Annotated in this window: 21 protein-coding genes and 1 pseudogene; 16 read left to right on the forward strand and 6 right to left on the reverse strand. The window is 72.1% G+C overall.

Annotation, left to right across the window (positions count from 1 at the left end):
• Positions 1-4: 4 nt before the first annotated feature.
• Genes ACIBSW_RS34945 through ACIBSW_RS34960 form a run of 4 tightly spaced genes read left to right on the forward strand, consistent with a single transcriptional unit; the run spans position 5 to position 2,825 of the window.
• Positions 5-574: a TetR/AcrR family transcriptional regulator gene (locus tag ACIBSW_RS34945; RefSeq protein ID WP_354727463.1), complete on the forward strand. Its 570-nt coding sequence runs from the start codon at positions 5-7 to the stop codon at positions 572-574.
• Positions 575-610: 36 nt separating this feature from the next.
• Entirely contained in the window at positions 611-1,129 is a 519-nt protein-coding gene (locus ACIBSW_RS34950) for a SigE family RNA polymerase sigma factor (RefSeq protein ID WP_354727506.1), read from the forward strand.
• Positions 1,126-1,773, forward strand: coding sequence for a hypothetical protein (locus tag ACIBSW_RS34955; protein ID WP_354727465.1), 648 nt, complete (start codon positions 1,126-1,128; stop codon positions 1,771-1,773). Before ACIBSW_RS34950 ends, ACIBSW_RS34955 begins: the two co-directional genes overlap by 4 nt.
• A complete protein-coding gene (locus ACIBSW_RS34960; RefSeq protein WP_354727467.1) occupies positions 1,770-2,825 on the forward strand; it encodes an amidoligase family protein in 1,056 nt (351 codons plus the stop codon). The genes ACIBSW_RS34955 and ACIBSW_RS34960 overlap by 4 nt, the downstream gene beginning before the upstream one ends.
• Here the strand turns inward: ACIBSW_RS34960 and folP are convergent.
• Complete coding sequence (gene folP / locus ACIBSW_RS34965; protein WP_354727469.1) at positions 2,822-3,703, reverse strand: dihydropteroate synthase; 882 nt, start codon at positions 3,701-3,703, stop codon at positions 2,822-2,824. The genes ACIBSW_RS34960 and folP overlap by 4 nt on opposite strands.
• Before the next feature lie 164 nt (positions 3,704-3,867).
• Here folP and ACIBSW_RS34970 point away from each other — a divergent pair, with 164 nt between their 5' ends.
• Positions 3,868-5,490 (forward strand): ABC transporter ATP-binding protein, encoded by a 1,623-nt coding sequence (locus ACIBSW_RS34970; RefSeq protein ID WP_354727507.1) that lies wholly within the window; start codon positions 3,868-3,870, stop codon positions 5,488-5,490.
• Entirely contained in the window at positions 5,487-7,220 is a 1,734-nt protein-coding gene (locus ACIBSW_RS34975) for an ABC transporter ATP-binding protein (protein WP_354727471.1), read from the forward strand. Before ACIBSW_RS34970 ends, ACIBSW_RS34975 begins: the two co-directional genes overlap by 4 nt.
• A gap of 64 nt (positions 7,221-7,284) precedes the next feature.
• Here ACIBSW_RS34975 and ACIBSW_RS34980 read toward each other — a convergent pair whose 3' ends face one another.
• Together ACIBSW_RS34980 and ACIBSW_RS34985 are read right to left on the reverse strand one after the other, a co-directional pair.
• On the reverse strand, positions 7,285-8,298 hold the full coding sequence (locus ACIBSW_RS34980; protein ID WP_354727509.1) for a TM2 domain-containing protein: 1,014 nt from the start codon (positions 8,296-8,298) through the stop codon (positions 7,285-7,287).
• 88 nt (positions 8,299-8,386) lie between these two features.
• Positions 8,387-8,662, reverse strand: coding sequence for an excalibur calcium-binding domain-containing protein (locus ACIBSW_RS34985; RefSeq protein WP_354727473.1), 276 nt, complete (start codon positions 8,660-8,662; stop codon positions 8,387-8,389).
• Positions 8,663-9,138: 476 nt separating this feature from the next.
• Between ACIBSW_RS34985 and ACIBSW_RS34990 the strand changes: the two genes are divergently transcribed.
• From ACIBSW_RS34990 to ACIBSW_RS35000, 3 genes are all read left to right on the forward strand, one after another.
• The gene (locus ACIBSW_RS34990; protein WP_354727474.1) at positions 9,139-9,462 is read left to right on the forward strand and encodes a hypothetical protein; all 324 of its coding nucleotides are present in this window, start codon (positions 9,139-9,141) and stop codon (positions 9,460-9,462) included.
• A gap of 173 nt (positions 9,463-9,635) precedes the next feature.
• Positions 9,636-13,310, forward strand: a complete 3,675-nt coding sequence (locus tag ACIBSW_RS34995; RefSeq protein WP_354727476.1) for a hypothetical protein — start codon at positions 9,636-9,638, stop codon at positions 13,308-13,310.
• 10 nt (positions 13,311-13,320) lie between these two features.
• Complete coding sequence (locus ACIBSW_RS35000; protein ID WP_354727478.1) at positions 13,321-14,784, forward strand: hypothetical protein; 1,464 nt, start codon at positions 13,321-13,323, stop codon at positions 14,782-14,784.
• Here ACIBSW_RS35000 and ACIBSW_RS35005 read toward each other — a convergent pair.
• Positions 14,702-15,343, reverse strand: a complete 642-nt coding sequence (locus ACIBSW_RS35005) for a TetR/AcrR family transcriptional regulator (protein ID WP_354727480.1) — start codon at positions 15,341-15,343, stop codon at positions 14,702-14,704. The genes ACIBSW_RS35000 and ACIBSW_RS35005 overlap by 83 nt on opposite strands.
• 118 nt (positions 15,344-15,461) lie before the next feature.
• On the opposite strand from ACIBSW_RS35005, the gene ACIBSW_RS35010 reads away from it, so the two are divergent.
• The 4 genes from ACIBSW_RS35010 to ACIBSW_RS35025 all read left to right on the forward strand — a co-directional run bounded on the left by ACIBSW_RS35010 (position 15,462) and on the right by ACIBSW_RS35025 (position 19,119).
• Positions 15,462-16,655, forward strand: a complete 1,194-nt coding sequence (locus ACIBSW_RS35010; protein ID WP_354727482.1) for a molybdopterin-dependent oxidoreductase — start codon at positions 15,462-15,464, stop codon at positions 16,653-16,655.
• On the forward strand, positions 16,636-17,121 hold the full coding sequence (locus ACIBSW_RS35015) for a nucleoside deaminase (RefSeq protein ID WP_354727484.1): 486 nt from the start codon (positions 16,636-16,638) through the stop codon (positions 17,119-17,121). The genes ACIBSW_RS35010 and ACIBSW_RS35015 overlap by 20 nt, the downstream gene beginning before the upstream one ends.
• A gap of 359 nt (positions 17,122-17,480) precedes the next feature.
• Positions 17,481-17,789: a hypothetical protein gene (locus ACIBSW_RS35020; protein ID WP_354727486.1), complete on the forward strand. Its 309-nt coding sequence runs from the start codon at positions 17,481-17,483 to the stop codon at positions 17,787-17,789.
• The gene (locus tag ACIBSW_RS35025; RefSeq protein ID WP_354727488.1) at positions 17,782-19,119 is read left to right on the forward strand and encodes a wax ester/triacylglycerol synthase domain-containing protein; all 1,338 of its coding nucleotides are present in this window, start codon (positions 17,782-17,784) and stop codon (positions 19,117-19,119) included. The genes ACIBSW_RS35020 and ACIBSW_RS35025 overlap by 8 nt, the downstream gene beginning before the upstream one ends.
• A gap of 13 nt (positions 19,120-19,132) precedes the next feature.
• On the opposite strand, the gene ACIBSW_RS35030 is transcribed toward ACIBSW_RS35025, so the two are convergent.
• Both ACIBSW_RS35030 and ACIBSW_RS35035 read right to left on the reverse strand, forming a co-directional pair.
• The gene (locus tag ACIBSW_RS35030) at positions 19,133-19,285 is read right to left on the reverse strand and encodes a hypothetical protein (protein ID WP_354727490.1); all 153 of its coding nucleotides are present in this window, start codon (positions 19,283-19,285) and stop codon (positions 19,133-19,135) included.
• A 29-nt stretch (positions 19,286-19,314) separates the two neighbouring features.
• A pseudogene (locus ACIBSW_RS35035) lies at positions 19,315-19,557 on the reverse strand (universal stress protein); the annotation flags it as partial.
• Positions 19,558-19,744: 187 nt separating this feature from the next.
• Between ACIBSW_RS35035 and ACIBSW_RS35040 the strand changes: the two are divergent.
• The 3 genes from ACIBSW_RS35040 (at position 19,745) to ACIBSW_RS35050 (ending at position 21,680) form a co-directional block, all read left to right on the forward strand.
• Entirely contained in the window at positions 19,745-20,194 is a 450-nt protein-coding gene (locus ACIBSW_RS35040; RefSeq protein WP_354727492.1) for a universal stress protein, read from the forward strand.
• 115 nt (positions 20,195-20,309) lie between these two features.
• A complete protein-coding gene (locus ACIBSW_RS35045; RefSeq protein WP_354727494.1) occupies positions 20,310-20,954 on the forward strand; it encodes an SRPBCC family protein in 645 nt (214 codons plus the stop codon).
• 201 nt (positions 20,955-21,155) lie between these two features.
• Entirely contained in the window at positions 21,156-21,680 is a 525-nt protein-coding gene (locus ACIBSW_RS35050) for a flavodoxin domain-containing protein (protein ID WP_354727496.1), read from the forward strand.
• Positions 21,681-21,695: the final 15 nt, after the last annotated feature.

Consider the following 21,695-nt stretch of genomic DNA (forward strand, 5'->3'; position numbering starts at 1 on the left):
CGCCGTGACCAGGACCCGCCTGACCGCCGGGGAACGCCACGATCAGCTGATCGGCGCGGCCCTGACGGCGTTCACCGCCGGCGGCTACGCCGGCACGACGACGGATCAGGTCGCGCGGCTCGCCGGCGTCTCCCAGCCGTACGTGATCAGGCTCTTCGGCACCAAGCAGCAGCTGTTCATCGCGACCGTCGAGCACGCGGCCGACCGCATCGAGCGGCGCTTCCGCGCGGCCACCCCGGACCTCGACGGCCTCGGCGACGCCTACGACGAGCTGCTCGCCGAGCGCGAGCTGATCACCGTGATGCTGCACGGCTTCGCCGCCGGCGCCGACCCGGCCATCGGCCCGGTGGTCCGGGCCTGCTTCGGCCGGCTCTACGCGACGGTGCGCGAGCTCACCGGCGCCGACGCCGAGCAGACCCGCGCCTTCTTCGCCTCGGGCATGCTGCTGACCGTGCTCGGCGCGATGAACGTCATCGGGCGCGACGCGGTGCCGCCCGACGGGCCGATGAACGACCTGGTCGACAGCCTCGACCTGCCGGCGTCGCTGCGCGGCCCGGAAAAGTTCGGATCATGACTGCACAGACGACGGCGGGGATGCGTTCTAGTGGGTGTGACCTTCGAGCAGTTCGCGGTGGCCCGGCTTTCCAGTCTGCTGCGCTACGCGGTCGTCCTCACCGGCGACCGCGACCTGGCGCAGGACGTCGTACAGGAGGTGCTGGCCCGGGCGCAGGTCAAGTGGCGGCGGATCGGCGGTGCGGACTCACCCGAGGCGTACGTGCGCAGGATGGTGCTCAACGAGTACCTCTCCTGGCGGCGTAGCTGGGCGGCCCGCAACGTGCACGCCGTCGGTGAGCGGCTCGTCGAGATCGACGACGCCCGGGGCGGGGTACGCGACCACGCCCAGGACGTCGTGGAGGCCGACGAGCTGTGGCACCGGCTGGGCACGCTCGGGCGCAAGCAACGGGCCGTGCTCGTGCTGCGCTACTACGAGCAGCTCGAGGACGAGGCGATCGCCGACCTGATCGGCTGCTCGCCGGCGACCGTCCGCAGTCACGCGTCGAGGGCATTGAAGAGTCTCCGGCTCGAGTCGGAGCAGCAGACCAGGATCCACGCCGAGGAGATGTCGTGACCGAACACGGAGACCAGCTCCGTAGGGCCTTCGAGGCCCATGAGAACGAGGGCCCGGATCCGGCCGAGGTGTACGCCCGGGTGCAGCAGATAGCCAAGGGCCACCAGTGGCGCCGACGCGGCGCGCAGGTCGCCGGCGGGGCCGTGCTGAGCGCCGGCCTGATCGCCGGGGTGATGAACCTTCCCGCGCTGCTGCCGGCGGCGCCGAACGGCAACGTCGCGGCGCCGCAGCTCCAGGCGGGCGCGCCGGCCGCGCCCTCCTCGGCGCCGTCGACCCCGCCGATCGACCCGAACCAGGACGAGTTCGACGCCTACTTCGGCGCCGGCTACGACTACGACGACGCGGTCAAGCTGGCCAAGATCTGGAAGAAGCCGAAGGCCGACATTGGCGACATCAAGGTGGAGGCCGGGCGGCTGCTGCTGGCCGGCGAGGTGCTCCCGGTCAAGCCGGGCGAGGGGACGCCAGGCAAGCCGCCGCCGCCCACCAAGGAGGAGAAGCGGGTAGCGGCCTTCTTCGCCGCCGGCTACGACTACGACGACGCGGTCAAGCTGGCCGAGATCTGGAAGACGAAGACCCCGTACGACGCGAAGATCGCCGGCGGCAAGAAGCTGCTGGCCGGCGAGACCCTGCCGATCCGGCCGTGACCGCCCGGCTGCACCGGCGCACGGGGTTCGAGATCGAGCTGATGGCCCCGCCAGGCCACAGCCGGCGCACCCTGGCCCAGGATCTGGCCGCCCGCTGCGGCGGCCAGGTCCGGCCGGTGTGGCACCACGACAGCGAGCCGTCCCTGGTACCCGGCCTGGGGCGGTTCCTGCACCTGACCCAGGGCTTCGAGGTGCGCGGCCGCGACGGCGACCCGCTCTGCACCCTGGTCGACGACATCACGCTGATCGCCGGGCTCGACCGCCGCGCCGCCGCGCCGGCGGGCTGGTTCCGGATCCTCAGCGACGACCCGCGGCTGCTGCGGCTGCTCGAGGCGCAGAGCGATCCGGGCGGCGCCCTGCCGGACGCGCTCGGCGCGGCTGCCCGGCTCTGGGGCACCGCGGTGCAGCGGGTCGGCGACGTCTACCGGCTGGACGACGCGGCCGGCGCGACGATCGCACTGGCGGCGCCGCAGGGCGGCGAGCGGGAACGCCCCTGCGAGATCGTCACGCCGCCGCTGACCGGCGACCACGGCGCCGCCCTCGAACGGCTGCTCGGCCCGGCCCGGGAGCTCGGCTTCACCGTGCCGCTCGAGGCCGCCGTGCACCTGCACCTGGACGGCGCGCCGTTCCGGGCGCCGCACGCCCTGGCCAACGTCGTACGGCTGTTCGCCTACTGGCGCGAGCCGCTGCGGACGCTGCTGGCCACCAACCCGGCCTGCCGCCGCCTCGCCCCGCTGCCGGCGCCGCTGGTGGCCGCCGTCGCCGGCACCCCGTCCTACGACGAGCTGTGCGCGGCGGCGGAGCAGGGCGGGCTGACAAAATTCTTCGACGTCAACCTGACCCAGCTTCTGCGCGACGACCCGGTCCGGGACACGATCGAGATCCGCATCCTGCCCGGCGCGATCGACACCGCGGCCGTCCTCAACCGGGCGGGCCTGGTCGAGCTGCTGCTGGACCGCTGCCTCGACCCGGAGCCGGTGCCGCCCGCACCCACCGACCCGGACGCCGCCACGGAAGCCCTGATGGGACTCGCCGCAACCGCCGTGACCTAGATGTTGTGCCGGGCGTACGCGGGCTCGCGCAGGCCCAGCATCGCCTCGGTCATCCGGACCGCGTCGACCGCCGCCGCCACGTCGTGCACGCGCACGATCCGGGCGCCCTGCAGGATGCAGAAGACCACCGTCGCGACCGTGCCCACCAGGCGCTCCTGCTGCGGGCGGTCCAGCGTCTCGCCGATGAAGTCCTTGTTGCTCAGCGCGGCCAGGGTCGGGTAGCCGATCTCGGTGATCTCCCGCAGCCGCCGGGTCAGCTCCAGCGAGTGGTACGTGTTCTTGTTCAGGTCGTGGCCCGGATCGATGATGATCTGCTCCGGCCGCACGCCGCGGGACAGGGCCAGCTCCACCCGCCGCCGCAGGAAGCCGGCGACCTCCGCGGTCACGTCGCCGTACTGCGGGCTCGGGTGCAGGGTGCGCGGCGCGGCCAGGCTGTGCGTGATCACCAGGGACGCGCCGGTGCCGGCCACCGCGTCGGCCATCGCGGGATCGCGCAGGCCCGAGGTGTCGTTGACGACCCCGGCGCCCGCCTTGATCACCTCGCGGGCCACCTCCGGCCGGTAGGTGTCGACCGAGACCACCGCCAGCTCCCGGGCCGCCTCGACGACGGGCAGCACCCGCCGCAACTCCTCCTGCACGCTGACGTCCGGCCCGGGCGCGAACGGCACGCCCCCGATGTCGATCCAGTCCGCGCCCGCGCCGGCCGCCGCCCGGACCGCCTCGACCGCCTTCTCGAGGGCGAACGTGCGGCCCTGATCGTGGAACGAATCGGGCGTCCGGTTGACGATCGCCATCACCGCCACCCGGCGCGCGAAGTCGAAAGCCCGCCCGCCGATCACACGTTCGGCGCTGATCAGCGGGGGTGCGTAGTCGCTCACGCCCGGAGACTAACCCGGTGGCGAGGATCCCCCGGACTCGGCCTCCCGCCTATGATCGATCCTGCTCTATGGTGCAAGGCGTGACGGAAGCAGGACTCCCGGTCGCGGACGTGCGCGGCCCGCTGCCTTACCTGTGGTGGCTCATCCGGCGGCAGAAGGGGCGCATCGCCACCGGCGCCCTGATCGGCTCGTTGTGGATGGTGGGGCTGACGCTTCCGCCCTACCTGCTCGCCCAGGCCATCGACCAGGGGCTGCAGCGGCGCGACCCGGCCGCGCTCGCCGCCTGGGCGGCGGCCCTGTTCGCCGTCGGCGCGGTCAACGCGCTGCTGGCCATCCTGCGGCACCGCACGATGACGAAGATCCGGCTCGACGGCGGCTTCCGGACCGTCCGGGCGGTCATCGCGCACGCCACCCGCCTCGGCGCCGCGCTGCCGCGGCGCATCGGCGCCGGCGAGATCGTCACCATCGGCATCGCCGACGTCTGGGTCCTGGCGCAGGCACTCACGGTCACCGGGCCGGGGCTCGGCGCCGTCATCGCGTACGTGGTGGTGGCCGTGCTGCTGCTGAAGATCTCCCCGCTGCTGGCGGTCGTGGTGCTCGCCGGCGTGCCGGTGCTGGCCGTCGTGGTCGGCCCGATGCTCGGGCGGCTGCAGCGGGCCGGCGCCCGCTACCGGGAGCGGCAGGGTGCCCTCGCCGACCGTCTCGTCGACATCATCGGCGGCCTGCGCGTCCTCAACGGCCTCGGCGGCAAGGACGGCTACGCCCGCCGGTACCGGCGCGACTCCCAGGCCGTCGCCGAGGTCGGCTACCGGGTCGGCGCGGTGACCAGCTGGATACAGGCGCTCGGCGTCGGGCTGCCCGCGATCTTCCTCGCCGTGGTGATCTGGCTGGCCGCCCGGATGGCCGCGCAGGGCGACATCACGGTGGGCGAGCTGGTCGCGGTCTGGGGGTACGCGGCCGTGCTCGTCGTCCCGGTCGCGTTCTTCATCGAGGGCGGTTTCGACGTCAGCCGGGCGCTGGTCGCCGGCCGCCGGGTCGTCGACTTCCTGCGGCTGCCGGTGGATCCGCCGCCGCGCGGGCAGGGCCCCGACGGCCCGGCCGTGCTGCGCGACCCCGACTCCGGCGTGGTCGTCATCCCCGGGCGGCTGGTCGCGCTGGCCACCGCCCGGCCCGCCGACGCCGCCGCCGTCGTCGACCGCCTCGGCCGGTACGGGCCGACGGCGGTGACCTGGGGCGGCCGGCGCCTGGACGGGCTCGCGGTACGGGACCGGATCCTGGTCGCCGACAACGAGGCCTACCTGTTCACCGGCGCGCTCGGCGAGGTCGTCGCCGGCCGCTCCGAGCCCGACGACGAGGCCGTCGCCCGGGCCCTGGCCGCCGCCGCGGCCTGCGACATCGTGGACGGTCTGCCGGACGGGACGGCATCGGTGATCGACACGCAGGGCCGCAACCTCTCCGGCGGCCAGCGCCAGCGGGTACGGCTGGCCCGCGCCCTCTACGCCGACCCGGAGATCCTGCTCGCCGTCGAACCGACCTCCGCAGTCGACGCCAACACCGAGGCCGCCATCGCCGAGCGCCTGCCCGCCGCCCGGGCCGGCCGGGCCACCCTCGTCGCGACCACCTCGCCGGCCATGCTGGACCGCGCCGACATCGTGCACTACATCGTCGGCGGACGGCTCGCGGCGACCGGCACCCACCGCGCGCTGCTCGACACCGAACCCGGGTACCGCGCGCTGGTGACCCGGGCGGCGGGGGAGGCCGCCCTGCCCGAGGCGGCCCGGCGATGACCGAGCTGCCCGTCGCCGGGCGCGCACACGTGCGCCGGGCCGCGGTCCGGCTGATCCGCGACGACGGCGGCGCGGTCGCGCTGATGGTGCTCTTCAACGCCCTCGCGGCGATCGCCGGGCTGGCCGGTCCGTGGCTGCTCGGCCGGATCATCGACACGGTCACCGCCGGCCCCGCCCCCGTCGGCGTCGTCGACCGCCTCGCCCTGGCCGTCCTGCTGTGCACGGTCGTCCAGATCGTCCTGGCCCGCACCGCGCTCGCCGTCGGCTACCGCTTCGGCGAGCGCACCGCCGCCCGGGTACGCGAACGCTTCCTCGACCGGGCACTCGCCCTGCCCGCGTCCGTGGTCGAGCGGGTACCGGCCGGCGACCTCGCCGCGCGCGGCACCTGCGACGTCGGCACGGTCGCCGCGACCCTGCGCGACGCCATCCCCGAGGTGCTCATCGCGGCCGTGCAGGCGCTGTTCGTGCTCGTCGCCGTCTTCCTGCTCGACCCGCTGCTCGGCGCCGTCGCCCTGCTCGGCCTCGCCGCCATCCCGCCCGTCACCCGCTGGTACCTGCGCCGGGCCCGGACCGCCTACCTGGAGGAGGGCGCGGCCGGCTCGGTGCTCGCCGACGAGCTCGCCTCGACCATCGCCGGCACCCGCACGGTCGAGGCGCTCGGGCTGCGCGAGCGCCGCACCGCGGTGGCCGACGAGGCGATAGACCGGGCCCGGCACACCCGCCTGCGTACCCTCGCCCTGCGCAGCGTGCTGTTCCCCGCCGTCGACGTCTCGTACGTCGTGCCGGTCGTCGGCGTGCTCCTGGTCGGCGGCGCCCTGTACATCGACGGCCTGCTCAGCCTCGGCGCCGTCGCCGCCTGCGCGCTCTACCTGCGGCAGCTGGTCGTGCCGCTGGACGCGATCCTGGTCTGGCTGGAACAGCTGCAGAGCAGCGGCGCGTCCTTCGCCCGCGTCGAGGGCCTGGCCGCCATCCCGCCCGCCGTGGTGACCGAGCGGTCCGCGCCGGCCGACGACCGGATCGAGATCCGCGGCGTCCGCTACGCCTACGAGGGCGACCGCGACGTGCTGCGCGGCGTCGACCTGACCGTGCGGCCGGGCGAACGCCTCGCCCTGGTCGGACCCTCCGGCGCCGGCAAGTCCACCCTCGGCCGGCTGCTCACCGGCGTCGACCGCCCGCGCGCGGGCAGCCTGACCGTCGGCGGCGTGGAGATCTCCCGGCTCCCGCCGGGCCTGCTGCGCCGCCAGGTCGTGCTGGTCACCCAGGAACACCACGTGTTCCGCGACGCGGTCCGCGACAACCTGACCCTGGCCGCGCCGGACGCCACCGACGACGACCTGATCTCGGCCCTCGCGGTCGTCGGCGCCGACTGGGCGATGGACCTGCCGGACGGCCTAGACACCCGGCTCGGCGGCGACGGCGTCGTCCTGGACGGCGCGCAGGCGCAGCAGCTCGCGCTGGCCCGGGTCGTCCTCGCCGACCCGCACACGGTGGTGCTCGACGAGGCGACCGCGCTGCTCGACCCGACGACCGCCCGGGACGCGGAGCGCGCGCTCGCCGCGGTGCTGCACGACCGCACGGTGATCGCGATCGCGCACCGCCTGCAGACGGCGCACGACGCCGACCGGGTGGCGGTCATGGACGGCGGGCGGCTGGTCGAGCTGGGCACCCACGACGACCTGGTCGCGGCCGGCGGCACGTACGCGCACCTGTGGCGTACCTGGCACGGCTGAATTCATGTGCCGTGCCGGGCATGTCAACTCCCATACCCGGCATCGGTGCAGCCGTCGATTCTGGTTACGCCGTCAGAACGGGAAGGCCGAACTGGCCGAAGATCTGCCGCTTCTTCGAGGCGTTCACCTCACGTACCGCTCCTGAAACGAAAAACACGTCGATCAGGGCCCAGAGTCCGAGGCCGCCCAGAGTCAGCAGCATGGCGATGCCGACGCCTTTGTGGCCGACATAGAACCGGTGTGCGCCGAATCCGCCGAGGAAGAACCAGAACGCAAATGCTATTCCTGCGGACTTCTTGACGTCGTCATACGCGGACTGCGCCTGCATTTGACGGGCCAGGCCATCGTTGGCGTGGTAAGCGTGCATCGTCATGCGGTCCTCCTGGATCAGATGATTTCTTCGCCACCACACATCGGCATCCAGGCGGTCGGTCCTATTGTTATCCGCCGCCCATGAAAGATGACACAACGTCTCAGGCGCGATGCTCGGTAGGCAGGTCCGAACCCGCGACGTGGGCGGAGGCGGGGTCAGCCGAGCTGGAAACCGTCGACCTCCCAGGCCACGTCGTCCGGCCGAGGTGAAGTTCCATCGTGCGGGTAGGTCGTTGTCGCAGAGTGCGCAGACGAAGTCGCCGTCCCGCACGATGTTGCGCTCAGCGCAGGACGGACAGCGGCGGAAAACCACCTTGTCGGTGAAGTCGCCCGGGTGCGGAATCCCGAGGCGGTCGAGTGACCGGCGCACGGCCGGCCAGCAGTCGGGATCCGGGCAGTAGCCGGTCGACTGGTTGGTCACCTCGAGCACACGCCAGCCGGATGCGTCGCGGGCGAACGTCATCTCGCCCGCGGCGAGTACGTCCCGGCCCGCGGCGAGGGCGACATGTTCGCTACGGCGCGGTGCCAGCCTGAGCCGGCCCTCAACCGTCACCACGAACGTCAGAGGATCATCGGGCTCGGTGCTTGCGCGTCCGGTGAGCCAGTCGGCCAGCCGGGCCGACGAGTCCACGGTCAGCATGTCCACCGTGACGGCCTCATCGCGGATCTCGACCGGACCGACATAGCGGTACCGCCTGGCGCGCATCACCAGGCGACGGTATCCGCCGAGGTTGACACGGTCGATGTAAATAGCGTTCAGTTGCGAGCGTGATCCGAACGCCTTCGCGTCCGGTTCAGCGCTTCTCGCAGGCCACGCCGTCGCGGTCGCGGTCGGACTTCTTGTTCGCCGCATACAAGGCGTCGGACACCTTGAAGTTTGTCACCCGCTTGGCGGCGCCGCTCACCTTGTCCCTCGCGCCCGTCTTTGCGACACCGTGCTTGTACACCTTGTTCAGCTCGGTGCAATTCGCAAAGGTCTTCGCGGCCGCCTGGGCGGGCGTTACGACCGTCGCGGCGCCACCGGCGACGAGTCCTGCGATGAGTAGGCCGCGCGCAACGTTGCTCAACATGAGACCTCCGGAGCCTGTCGGTTTGCGGACCACCGCCGACGGCTGTCCCGGTTGATCCAAAGGTCGGTTCGGCCTGACGACTCATTCGCTGAGGTGTTCCGGTCGCCGGATCGCGCAGGCTGGTCGCCGACCCGAAGTTCGCGGCCCGACTTGCCCATTCGGGCAGGAACATCACTTAATCCACGAGATCTCTGGTGCGGATCCGCGGTTCGGTCAGCTTGTCACCCGGGCCGCTTCCGAGTCCGACCTACCCACCTCGGTGGCGATCGCCCTGGCTTGAGCAGGGAACACACCGGCCGAACGGTCAAGTGTGGCACGCGTGGGTGGCTAGTCTTGATCACCGTGGTGATGCCGACGTACCAACCCGGACCGCCTCCGCGACGCCGCACACTGCGGACGGTGTTGATCATCGTCGGGGTTGTGCTGTGCTGTGCTGCGCGGGCGGGGTGACCGGAGGATATTTCCTTTACCGCGGGGTGCAACAGGCAACCGGGCCGGCCCGTGAGGCCACCAGCGACTTTGTCACCGATCTTGAATCAGGCAACGCCGATGCCGCCTACGGTCGGCTCTGCGCGGGCACACAGAGCAAGTTCACCCGCGAAGCATTTGGTCTTGGACTCAGCGCGGAGCCCAAGATACGGAGCCACGAGATCACGGGCGTGAACGTTTCGAACTACAACGGCCGAGTATCGGCGACCGTTACCGCGAAACTCACTCTCGATACCGGGTTCGTCGACCAGCACACTTTCGCACTTGTCGAGGAGGACGGGCAGTGGAAGGCGTGTGGGCAGCCGTTCTGAGACGGACGCAGAAGTCGGTGCCGGGGTTGGCGGCGTGCACCCTGCGGCACTGGGCGTCTGCTGGGCCGCTCGAGTTGCGGGGGCCTGTCGGGAGTGGGACAACGACCTAGGCGGACGGAATACTCGCTTGTGCTGCCGGCCCTGCGGGTGTCTCGTGATGCCGGGGGTGCCCGATGGTCGAGGCCGGCACGCAGCTTGTCACGTACGACCGCGGTCCGCTCGCCGCCCGGATGGGCGCTCGGGCGCTCGCCTCCGCCGAGGGACAGTTCGACCTGCGCCGCGGCGTGCGCGCCGAGGCCAAGGCCGAGATATCGACGAGCCTGGACGCGACGCTGAGCGCGACCCCGGGGTTCTCCGCCTCGCTGCACGCCCAGCTGGCCGCGGCGGGTCGGGCGGCCTTCGCGGCGCAGCTGGACGTTTACGGCCTGTTCGCCGAGGTCGCCCTGGTCGCCGAGGCGCGGGCGCGGATCCGCGGTGACATCGCGCTGGACGGCGCCGCGCTCATGGCGGCCATGGCGGTTCAGCTTCCGCCGGCGCTGTTCCGGCCGGCCTCGGTGATCCTGCGCAAGGCGGAGATCCATGCCGGCGTCAGCGCCGAGGCGTATTTCGCCGTCAAGGCGCAGGCGCGGCTGATGGCCGCCGGCAGCGTCCTGCCCACCGGCAGGAACAATCACCGGTCCGGGTACGCCGTCGAGTTCCAGTACGGCTACGCCTGGGTCTTCGGCGCGGGCGTCGTCGGCAACGTCGACATCGAGTTCCCGGACGCCGGCGACGTGTTGGACGCGCTGGTGCGCGAGGTGCTGGCACAGGTCGCCGAGCTGATCCCGGCCCACCAACGAACGGTCACCACCCTGCTGGACATCGTCCTGCCGCTGGCGGCGTCCGCGGCGGTGGCGCTCGGCGCGCAGCTGGGCGCGCCGAAGGACACTCCCGACGCCACCGCGGCAGGCGACGAACTCGACGGGCTGATCCCGGCGTTCCTGGCGCAACTGCGTGGCAGCGGCCTCGATCTGGCCGTCTCCACGGTGGTGACCGCCGCGCTGGGCGAGGCCACGACCGCGATCCTCGCGGCGGTCGACCGACCACTGTCGCCGGCGGCGCACGAGACCGCGTCCCGGGTGTTGGGGGAGGCCCGGACGATCCTGGCGGGCTTCTCCGGCGCTGCCGTCCCGCTGGACGCGCTGCCGGTCCTGATCAACCTGTGTGGCTCACTGGGTGAGCTGAGCGACGGCTCCGCCGGCGATCCTCTGACGCCGGTGCTGGACGCCGTGACATTGGCCGCCGCCGGCGCCGCCACCCTGCTGTCGGTGCTGGGAGACGGCCCGGTGAGCAGCTTTCCGGCGCCGCTGAGCCGACACGTACATCGGCTGCTGCGACAGGTGCCGGCGGATGACACCGCGCCGGCACCGGCGGAACTCGTCGAGTTCATCACCGCCCGCCTCGGTGGGCTGGATGCGGAGGTTCGAGGCCGGCTCGGTGTGCTCGCGGCCGCCCTGAACACCGACACCGAGGCGCTGGTGGGCTGGCTGTGGGACATCGGCGCGGCGACGCAGGACGCCGACGCCGCACGCCGGCTCGCCCAGGACGTGCTCGCCACCCTGGTGACGGCGCTCGACGCACAGGTCGGACCGTGGGTAGAGGGCCTGCCGCCGGGCGAGTTGCGCGACGTGGCGACCTTCATCCGACCGCTGCTCGAGGTCGCCGCGCTGGCGCTGCCGGCCCTCGTCGCCGGCGACCTCACCACCGCAGACGCGCAACGCCTGCGGGATCAGCTCGACGCGCTGCTGACCCAGCTCTTCGGGCCGCTCGTCATCCGGGTGTCCGACACCGTGCTCAGGCCGTACTTTCGGCAGGGCGCCGATCAGCTCCGCGCACTCGCCGATGCGGTCGATCGCGCCGACCCGGCGTACGCGGAATTCTTCGCCCTGGCCAACCGCTTCGGTCTCATCTTCCGGATCAACGAGACCATCGTCAGCGCGGCATTGCGCGAGACCGCCGAGATCGTCTCGATCGTCGAATCGGTCGGCTTCGACAGCGCCCTCAAGCTGATGAACGCGTTCGTCCTGCTGCCCGAGCCGGCGCTCGAGCGGCGCGCCGAGTTGGCGCGGCTCGCCGGCAGCGACGCGGCCCGGGTCGGCGATGCGGAACTGCGTGCCGGGCTGCTCGAGGCCATGTTCGTGGACAGCCACGAACTCGCACTTCGAATGATCCCGCCGTCGCTGCGGATGAGTGCGCTGATCGCCGCGGAGCAGGGCCCGCTGCCGCTGGTCACCCTGTTCAACGACGCGAAGGCCGTCGGTGCCGCGATGGCCAGGACGGCCGACGACCTGGAACAGGCGGGTACGGACGCGGTGAACCTGATCGCGGACATGCTCGAGCGCGGTCGCGTGTCGGCCGACGAGCTGAAGGCGCTCGGCGAGGACCTCAAGACGCTGGTGCACGACCTGGCCGACGTCGTGCGCGCGGTGCTCCACGTCGTCAAGAGCCTGCTGTGGCCGCTGTGGGTGGTGAGCACCGGCGGTTGGGGGCTGGCGTTTCCCGAGCTGTACGACCAGTTCTTCGACGGCGCCGACTGGATCGTCGATCTCATTCGGGGCGCCCTCGACGATGTCGCCGATGCGCTGGTGACCAGCGCGATCGTCGTCGCGCAGGACCTCGGGATCCTGGACACCGGCAGCGGTGGTGACCTCGGCCGGCTGGGGCAGTTCGTCCGGCAGCGTGCGCTGGGTGACCCGGATCAGGACGGCGTGACGATTCAGGTCGGACCGGGCAGCGCCACGATGAGTCACGCCGAGCTGTCCACCGAGGTGGCGAATGCCGCGCTGGGCAAGGCCGATGTCCAGGACACGATCCGGCAGATCCACTACCGCGCAGTCGAGCAGGCCGAGCTGGGCAAGCGGGTGGCCGTGCTGCGGTCCGGCAGCGCGGCGATCAGGCAGCAGGTCACCGACCTTCGTCATTCTCTGGCCGCGCGGCAGCGCCCGACCGGCGCGCCGCTGCGCGTCACGATCGACGGAGTGGCCGACGGCGAGGTCATCGCCACCGGTCACACCGTCGACATCGTCCTCACCGGCGCGAACCGAGAGTTCGTGACGAATGCGACCCCGCAGGTCCGGCTGGAGGTCGGCGGTTGGCCGATCCACCTCGACGAGCGGATCTGGACCGTCGAGGGGCAGAACAGGCTGCGGTTCCGGCTGCGCATGGTGGTGGACGAGCGCCAGCCCTCGCCCCATCCGCTGATCGTCGCGGGCGCGCTGAGGCTGACCCGCCAGCACATCCTTGCCCTGCCGCGGCCCGATCCGCCGCGGTTGGAAGCACTGCCCGGCGACATGGTCGGTCCTGCGCTGCTGCCGGTGCTGAACCGGCGCGCGCAGCAGCAGGTCCACATCGCCGCCCCGGCGGTCCCGGCCGGCGAGTCGGATCCGATCGAGCGGCTGCTGGCCGGGGCGCCCGGCTCGCCGGCGGCCGCTGACTTCCTGCCGGCTCAGATGCGTTCCTCGTCCTCCTTCGTGACCGCGGCCGACATGTCCGTCGTGACGGCGAGCCGGGCCGCGCTGCGCGAACGCGCCGGCACCGGACCCCGGCGCGCGGCCGTCGACCGGCTGCCCGGCTGGGGCGACACCGTCGTGGTGCCGATCTCGGAACTGTCGGGGCTGACCAGCGCGGGTCCGGGCTCGGCGGCGTTGCCGCCGCCCGACGCGTCCGCCGCCATGATCGTCTCGAACCGGTCGGGATTCCTGACCATCACCGCGGCCGTCTGTGCGGTGCCGATGGCGGGACAGGACGAGCGGACCACCCCACAACACGTGCAGTCCATCTGGTGCGTGCTCGCACCGGATGCTCCCTGAGGGGGTTGTCATGCCCGTACAGTCCGTTGATCTTGCTGAGCAGGTCGAGAGCTGGGCGACGTCCGTCCTCGACTCCATCGCGGACCTTCTCGCGAAGGGCGTCGACACCCTGGACCCGGACCAGCTCGCCGAACGCCTGCGGCCCGCGATCGCGGACATCATGGCTGTGGTCTCGGACCTCGGTGCCGCCGCACCCAGGCCGGGCGAGGAGTTCCTCGCGCCCGATGGACAACCAGCCGGCCCGAATCAGATGACAGTGCAGGACTTCGCCGCGGCCGTGGTCACCGCGCTCATGGGGGCCGGCACGCTCCCGCCGGGACTGCCTCCCCTGACGCCGGCGGACACGGCGCCGCTGACCTCAGGGATCACCGGCCTGCTGGAGATGTGCGCTCCGCTGATCGACCCCGAGATGTACGTACGTTGGATCTTGAAGATCCAGGGCGTCGCCAACGCCACCGACGTCGCTCAGGCGCTGGCGGAGGCGATCGGCAAGAACATCCGGGCAACGATGAAGGCGACCACCGCCAACTGGCCGGCGGATGTGCCGCAGCTGGACAGCACCAAGGACGCCGAGGAAGGCCCCTTGCTCTCCGTGCCGCTACTGGGAATGCTGACCGAGCACATCCTGATGAGCATCCCCGGCGGACGGGCGCCGAACAATGCCGCAATCGGCCGTGAGGTGCACCGCCGAATCCTCGCTCGCTACGCGGATGATCACCCGGATCACCTCGTTGTGAACGACGGCCGGGTGCGGTTCACCGGTGTCGGCTCGGAACAACTGGTGGTGTCGGAGATCTGGGACGCCACCGGCGCCATCCTCACCCCGTCCGTCAACATGGATCGGCTGGCGTGCTTCTGGCTGGCCATGCGGAATCCGGTCACCGGCCGGCGCATCCACCCCGACATCGCGGACCTGCACACCAAGGCGACGGGAACCGACCCCGACGACGACTGGGGCTGGTTCGAGATCAAGCCGATGCACGACGCGCGGCGCGCGTTCGACGAGGTCTACGGCTACTACCTGCGCAAATGGAACTACGATCCGATGGTCCGCAGCATGGCGCCGGACTGGGACTGCGGTCCGGGCACCTGGCAACCGGGAACGATCGAGGTACTGCCCAAGTACCGCTGTGTCTTCGCCGCCGTGACGATCTTTCCCGGCGTCATCGGCTACGTCACCTACGACTTGGAGGCCGACGCCAAGGTTGCCGTGGCGGCCGCGCTGGCCGCGCTCGCCTCGTTGTTCAACCGGAAACTCCTGCGCTCCCTGCAGCAGGGTGTTCGCGGCGTGGAGGTGGTGACCAAGGAGATCCTGGAGTATCTGGCCACCGTGGCGCTGTGTGTGACGCTGCTGGTCATCCTGGTGTTCGCCGCCGCGGCGTTGCTCGAGGTCACCGTCCTCGCCCTCCTCGCCGAGCTGGCGGCGCTGCTCGCCCGCCTGTTGGCGCTCGGCCCGGTCCTGGCCCCCAGCTGACGGGGCCGGCGGGTAGGAGATCGAGGCCCCGGTGGATGGTGCGGCGCAGGTCGGTGGTTGCCGGCGCGTCGGCCCACAGGATGATCGCCATGTTGATCATTCCCATGATGGCGGCCCCCATCAGCAGCGCGTCCGGCTCGTCGGCCGCGTCGCCGGCGAGCAGTTCCGCCATCACCTGGATCCAGTCGCGGTCGCGGGCCGCCGCCGCGGCGGCGAGTGACGGTTGCTCGGTCGCCAGCTGGTATGCGGCCAGCACTCGGTCCGCATCCCGTTCGATCTGCTCGGCCACCGCGTCGCAGCAGCGTCGCACCAGGGCCCAACCGGAGCCCGACTGCTCCACGACCACAGCGCGTACGGTCTGCTGCCACTCGTCCTGGACGGAGAAGACGAGGTCCGCCTTGGTACGGAAGTACCGGAACGCGGTCGGCCGCGAGACGCCGGCGGCCTCGGCGATGTCGGCCATGGTCGTTGCGGTGTAGCCCTTGGTACGGAACGACAGTTCGGCCGCCGCCAGCAGGGCGGCGCGAGTGTCGGCGCGGCGTTTCGCGGTGACGGGCATCGCATCCTCCCTCTCTTGCTGAGACTGAGTCTCAGTGTAACGTGCGATGTGATACCGAGTATCACATTGGGGGTTTGCGATGTTCAGTCGTCCGACCATCAGGCGCGGTGCGGCTGCCGTGGCGGCGTTGCTCCTGCTGGTCACCGCGGTCGTGCATCTCTACTGGGCCGGGGGCGGCCGCTGGCCGGGAACCGACGACGCGTCACTGGCCCAGCGGGTGGTCGGAGACACCACCCGCTTTCCGTCACCGGCCGTCACCGCGGTGGTGGCCTGCGTCCTTGCGGCGGCCGCGGTCCTGCTCCTGACGCGAGGTGGCGTCCTCCGACTGCCGCTACCGCGGCGTGCCGTCGCGATCGGAGTCGGGGCCATCGTCGTCGCGGTCACCGCGCGTGGCCTGCTCGGTGTGGTGAGCTCCGGCGTCGCCGTGGCCCGCGGCACTCAGGTGCCGTACTTCCACCTCGACCTGATCTCGTACTCGCCACTGTGCCTGCTTCTCGCCGGCCTGTGCGCGGTGGCGCTGGCCGGCGGGCCACCGGCGGCCGATCCGATTCCGTGGACGAGCCTGTGGCCGCGCCGTTCACCCGGCGTGACCCTGCCGCCCGGGCAACGCGAGCTGCGGGTGTTCCCCCGCTTCTCCGACAACCCGCTGCGGCGACCGCCGGCCGCCCCCGAGCGGGCCACATTGACCGTCGCCGGGGCGGTGCGGCAACCGTTGACCGTCGGCCTCGACGAGCTGCACGACCTCGTCCCGCGGACGTCGCTGACCGCCGACTTCCACTGCGTCACCACCTGGACGGTCCGGGACATCACCTGGCGTGGCGCGCTGTTCGCCGACTTCTGGCACCGGGTCGTCGTCCCGCGTTGCGAACCGGACCCGGAGGTCCGGTACCTCGTCGTGCGTGGCCTCGACGGAGTGCAGGCCGTCGTCGACCTTCGGGACGCCCTCGAACCCGACGTGCTGCTCGCCGATGAGCTCGACGGCGCACCACTCGGCGACGTGCACGGCGCTCCACTGCGCTTCGTCACACCCCGGCAGTACGGCTACAAGAACATCAAGCACCTCCACGGCATCGAGGTGTGCCGTACCGCGCCGCCGAGCACGTTCGGCGCCAAGGAGCACCCCCGAGCCCGGGTGGCGTTCGAGGAGCGCCACGCCACCCTCCCCGCCTGGACCTTGCGGTGGGCGTACCGTTCGCTGGTGCCGTTGACCGCGCGTCTGGCCGAGCGATCCGCCGGGAGGTTGCGGGCCGAGCGGCGCGGCGAACGCCCTGAGGTCGGTAATCTGAGCGGTCATGACCATGAACCCGGATGATCTCGTGCACCTGCGGCGGTGCGTGGCCCTCGCCGCCGAGGCCCTCGACGCGGGTGACCACCCGTTCGGATCCGTACTGGTGGGCGCGGACGGCGATGTCCTCGCGGAGGACCGTAACCGGGAGAGCGGTTCGGCGGATCCGACCGCGCACCCGGAGCTGGCGCTGGCGCAGTGGGCCGCGAGGAATCTGCCGCCCGACCGGCGGGCCGCCGCGACCGTCTACACGTCCGGCGAGCACTGCCCGATGTGCGCCGCCGCGCACGCGTGGGTCGGCCTCGGCCGGATCGTCTTCGCCGCGTCGAGTGCTCAGCTCGCCGACTGGCGTTCCGGCTGGGGCCTGCCGGCCGCGCCGGTCGCGGTCCTGCCGATCGCCGTCATCGCACCCGGTATCCCGACGACCGGTCCGGTGGCGCCCTTCGACCAGGAGATGCGCGTGCTCCACCAGCGCGCGATGCAGCGCTCGTAAAGTCCGTCTTCAGCGGGCTCGGCTAGCAGCACCGGGTGGACAACGACACGCCGCCGAGCGGCCCGGTGCTCAGCGACCGCGCGTGGTGTCCGCCGGCGGAGTCGTCCGGCACGCCTACGTCCGGGAGTTGCGCCGGCGATTCGCGTCGAGGACTGGATCTCCAGCGAGGAATACGTGCGGTGAACCGCACTGCCAGGACTCGGTCCTGACAAGGATCTGCAGGTCACGGTGTGCTGACTGTCAAGGCGGAGCGCCGCGAGGAGCAGAAGGGACCGAACCGCCGTTCCGGTAATCGCCACCCGGGTACTTCGGCGCGGAGCCTCAGGCCATAAGTCCCTGCTGACCATCAGGACGGCTCGATGAGCATGGTCCTGAAGGAGGTGCGGAGGATGTTCTACGTCATCGCTGTCGTCGCGGCCTTCACGTTGCTCTGCGTACTCGCCTGGACCTGGCGCGACCCTGCAGCCGAGCCCGCCGGTACGACAACCGGCGTGGACGCACCGCACACCGGCGCGCCGACGAGTCTCGAGGGGGCGCTGGTCGCCCAGCTCGTCGCCGGAGAGATCACCCCGGCGCAGTACCGGCGGGCCGTCGAAGTGCTCTCCGCCCGGGACGACGAACGTCATCCGATGGACGTGCCGCCGGAGATCGGACCCGCGGATGCGTGAGAGGCACCCGATCGACCGCGCGAGCGACGCCGACCTCGCGTTCCTCGCGATGGACCGGGACGCGGTGCCGCAGCAGATCGCCGTCGTGCTCCTGCTCGACCGGGCGCTGCCGGAGGACGCCTGCCTCCGGCTGCTCGGCGACCGGAGCGCGACGGTGCCCCGCCTGCGGCAGCGGCTGATCCGTACGCCGCTCGGCTGTGGACGGCCGATCTGGGTCGAGGACGACGGCTTCGACCCGAGGCGGCAGGTGAACGCGGTTCCGTGCGCGGCGCCGGAGGACACCCGGGCGCTGCTCGACGCAGTCATGCCGTACGTGCTGCGGCCGCTGCCGCGGGACCGGCCGCTCTGGCGGGCGGTCCTGGTCCGCGGGCCGGCCGGTGGGTGCGCCGCACTCGCGATGATCGTGCATCACGTTCTGAGTGACGGCCTGGGCGGGCTCGCGGCGCTCGATCGGCTCCTGGACGAGGCCGTCGCCGTGACCGTTCGGCCGCCCGCCCGGCGGCCGGCGCCGTGCAGCCTCGCCGCGGACGCGTGGCGGTCCCGGCTGACGGCCTGGCGACGGGTGCCGGCCCGGCTGCGCCGCATGCGGTCGGCGATGGCCGCGGGCGGCGGCGTGGCTCCCGCACCGGTTGCGCGGTGCTCCCTGCTGCGGGCCACCGGTGCGCTTCGCCGCAGCGTCGCGGTCCGGGTCCCGTTGGACGCCCTGCGCGACGCCGCGCATCGGCACGATGCCGGCGTGCACGCCGCGCTGCTGACCGCGGTGGCCGGTGCGTTGCGCGTCGTGCTCGACCGGCGGGGCGAGACGATCGGCGCCGTCACGATCGCGGTGCCCGTCGGTACGCCGCGGCCGGCCGGTGAGACGGCCGGCAACGCGGTCAGCCCGCTGATCGTGACCGTGCCGGTCACCGGGCCGCCCGGCCGCCGCCTCGCCCGGGTCGCCGCCGAGGTGCGGCGCCGGCGCGCCGCGGCCGCCGGGCCGGCACCGATCACCGTGCTGGGCGGCTGGTTCCGGCTGATCGCGGCGCTCGGCGGCTACCGCTGGTACATGACCCATCAGAAGCGCCTGCACACGCTGGTGAGCTTCGTGCGCGGCCCGGCCGCGCCGGTCCGGCTCGGCGGTGCCGAGGTCCGCGCCATGATTCCGATCGCGGTCGGCGGCGCCACCAACGTGACGGTGGCCTTCCTCGCGCTCTCCTACGCCGGCACGCTCACCGTGACCGCCGTCGCTGACCCCGTCCGCTGCCCCGACCTGGACCTGCTCGGCCGCGTCCTGGCGGCGGAGCTGGCCGCCGTCGCCGCCGGGTCCGCGAGCGGCAGCGGTGAAGGATGACGACCCGGCGCGGCTAACCGGCCGGCTCGCCGTCGCGCCAGTGCCGGTATGCGGAGACCGCGGTAGGAAGGGTGGGGAAGATCCGCTCGGCGCCGACGGCCGCGGCCAGGCCGAACGCCTCCAGTTGGTCCAGCAGGTCCTGCTTGACGCGGGCGAGGGCGAACACGCCTGCGGGTAGAACCGGTCGGTTCAGGCTTACCGCGGCTTGGGCACCGGCTCGGCGTTCGCGAGGGCCGGTAGCGGTACGGGGATGACGACCACCGGGCAGGTCGCCTTGCGGATGCACTCGTCTCTGACGGAGCCGAGCACCGTGTGACGGAGCCGGCCGCTGCCGTGGCTACCCAGCACGAGCAGGTCGGCGGTCCGGCCGGCGTGTGCCAGGGCGGCACCCGGGCTTCCCTCGATCACCTCGGCGGCGACCGGGACGTCCGGCCACGGGCCTGTCGGTGCAGATGGTGCTCCGGGTCGGCTACGGAGGGCCGACGGACGCGACGCGGCGGCGGCCGACGGCCGAGGTGCTGCAGCCCGGCCCGCACACCGGCGATGGTCCCGGCCGGGTTAGGTCCTCCGGCCCTGATCGCTTCCCCGCGCGTCGAGGTGTGATGGAGGCGACGAAGGGGGCGACATGACGAACGAGCAGGTTTCCGAGGTGCGGGACACCGACATCGTCGTGGGTGTGGACGGTTCCCTGCCGGGCAAGGCGGCCCTGCGGTGGGCGCTCGCGCAGGCGCGGCTGACCGGAGGACGGATACGCGCCACCATCGCGTGGGAGATACCGAGCTACATCGGTTGGGCGCTGATCCCGTACGACGGTCTCGAGGCCGCCGCGGGAAAGCTGCTCCACGAGTCAGTGGAGGAGGCCGTCGGCTTCGACGGGCCGGACGTCACGGTCGTGGAGAGCGTGATGCCGGGCCACCCGGCGCAGGTGTTGATCGACGCGTCCGCCCACGCGGCGCTGCTCGTGGTGGGCTCCCATGGGCACGGCATCTTCGCCGGCACGCTGCTCGGCTCGGTGAGCCGGCACTGCGCCCAGCACGCGCGCTGCCCGGTCGTCGTCGTGCGCGGGAAGAACTGAGGACCTGCGTCCGGGTGCTGATCGTGCCCGGACGGCGGCCGGCCGGCCCGCCTGACCTCACTCATGGGGCCGGACGACCCTGCCGACGCTCACCGGGCTCTGCGAGCGTGGGGGGATGAGAACAGCATTGTGGAAGGGAATAGGCGGTGCGGCCCTGGCCGCGTCCGCCGTGGCCTACTCGCCGCCGGTGCGGCGGTGGTATCTGGGCTACGGCGCCACCGCCGAAGAGGTCGCCCAGGAACTGCCCGGCGACGATCTGCTGCCGTGCCCGGATCTGCTGTCCACCCGCGCCATCACGATCGATGCCGCCCCGGCGACGGTCTGGCCGTGGCTGGTACAGCTGGGCAGCGGGCGTGGTGGCGCGTACAGCTACGACTGGATCGAGAACCTGCTCGGCCTGGACATGCACAGCGCCGACGAGATCCTGCCGCAGTTCCAGCGGCTCGCCGTCGGCGACGTGCTGCCGCTCGGACCCGCCGGCCCCGGCATGCGGGTCGAGATCTGCGATCCGGAGCGGACACTGGCGTTCCGCTCCACCGACGGCGCCTGGGTGTGGATCTTCGACCTCCGCAGTTACTGGCTGGGTACCCGCCTGATCAGCCGGAATCGAATCGCGACGCCGGGTGCCGGCTGGCCGCGCCGGCTGGTGAACCGGATCGTGATGGAGCCCGGCAGCCTCGTCATGGAGCGGCGGATGCTGCGCGGGATCAAGGAACGCGCAGAGTTCAGCGCGCCGTCCGCGGCGCTGCTGCCCGTCTGACCACCACCGACGTCAGGTCCTCCGGCCCTGCCCGACCCCTCCCGCCCGCTCTTGGCGTCGAGGGCGAGGAGGTTGTCATGACCCGGGCCGTCGTGTCCGTGGAGGAGGGCGCCCGCTATCGGGACGTGGTGGATCTGCTGATCAGCCGTCGTGCCGCGCCGGACTGACGTCGCTGTCTCGACTGTTCGAAAGGAGATCGGGATGACCGTTCTCGTAGCGTACGGATCGGCCGGTGGCGGCACCGGTGAGATCGCTGGATGGATCGCCAAGGAGTTGCGCTCCGCGGGTCTGAATGTTCACCTGTCGCCGGGCGGCGGCGTGACCGATGTCGGGACCTACGAGGCGGTGATTCTCGGCTCGGCCGTCTACGCCTCCGGCTGGCACGCCGACGCCCGGACCTTCACCCACCGGTTCGCCGGCCGGTTCACCGATCGTCCCGTCTGGTTGTTCAGCAGCGGGCCGTTGGACACCTCCGCCGATCGGGGTGTGCTGCCGCCGAGCCACCACGCTGAGCTGGCTCTCAAGGAGTTGCCGGCACGCGAGCATGTGACGTTCGGTGGACGGATGACGTCCGAGGCGCACGGCTGGATCGGCATCATGGCGCGGCAGCTCGCGCGTGAGGGCCATGCCGGTGACTTCCGCAACCCCGAGCGGGTCCGGGCCTGGGCCCGGTCGGTCGCCGCGGAACTACGCAAGGAGGGTGTGCGGGCCGGCTCCGAGCCGTAGCGCCCCGGCACAGCC

The sequence above is a fragment of the Actinoplanes sp. NPDC049668 genome (genome assembly GCF_044465445.1).
Classification (GTDB): domain Bacteria; phylum Actinomycetota; class Actinomycetes; order Mycobacteriales; family Micromonosporaceae; genus Actinoplanes.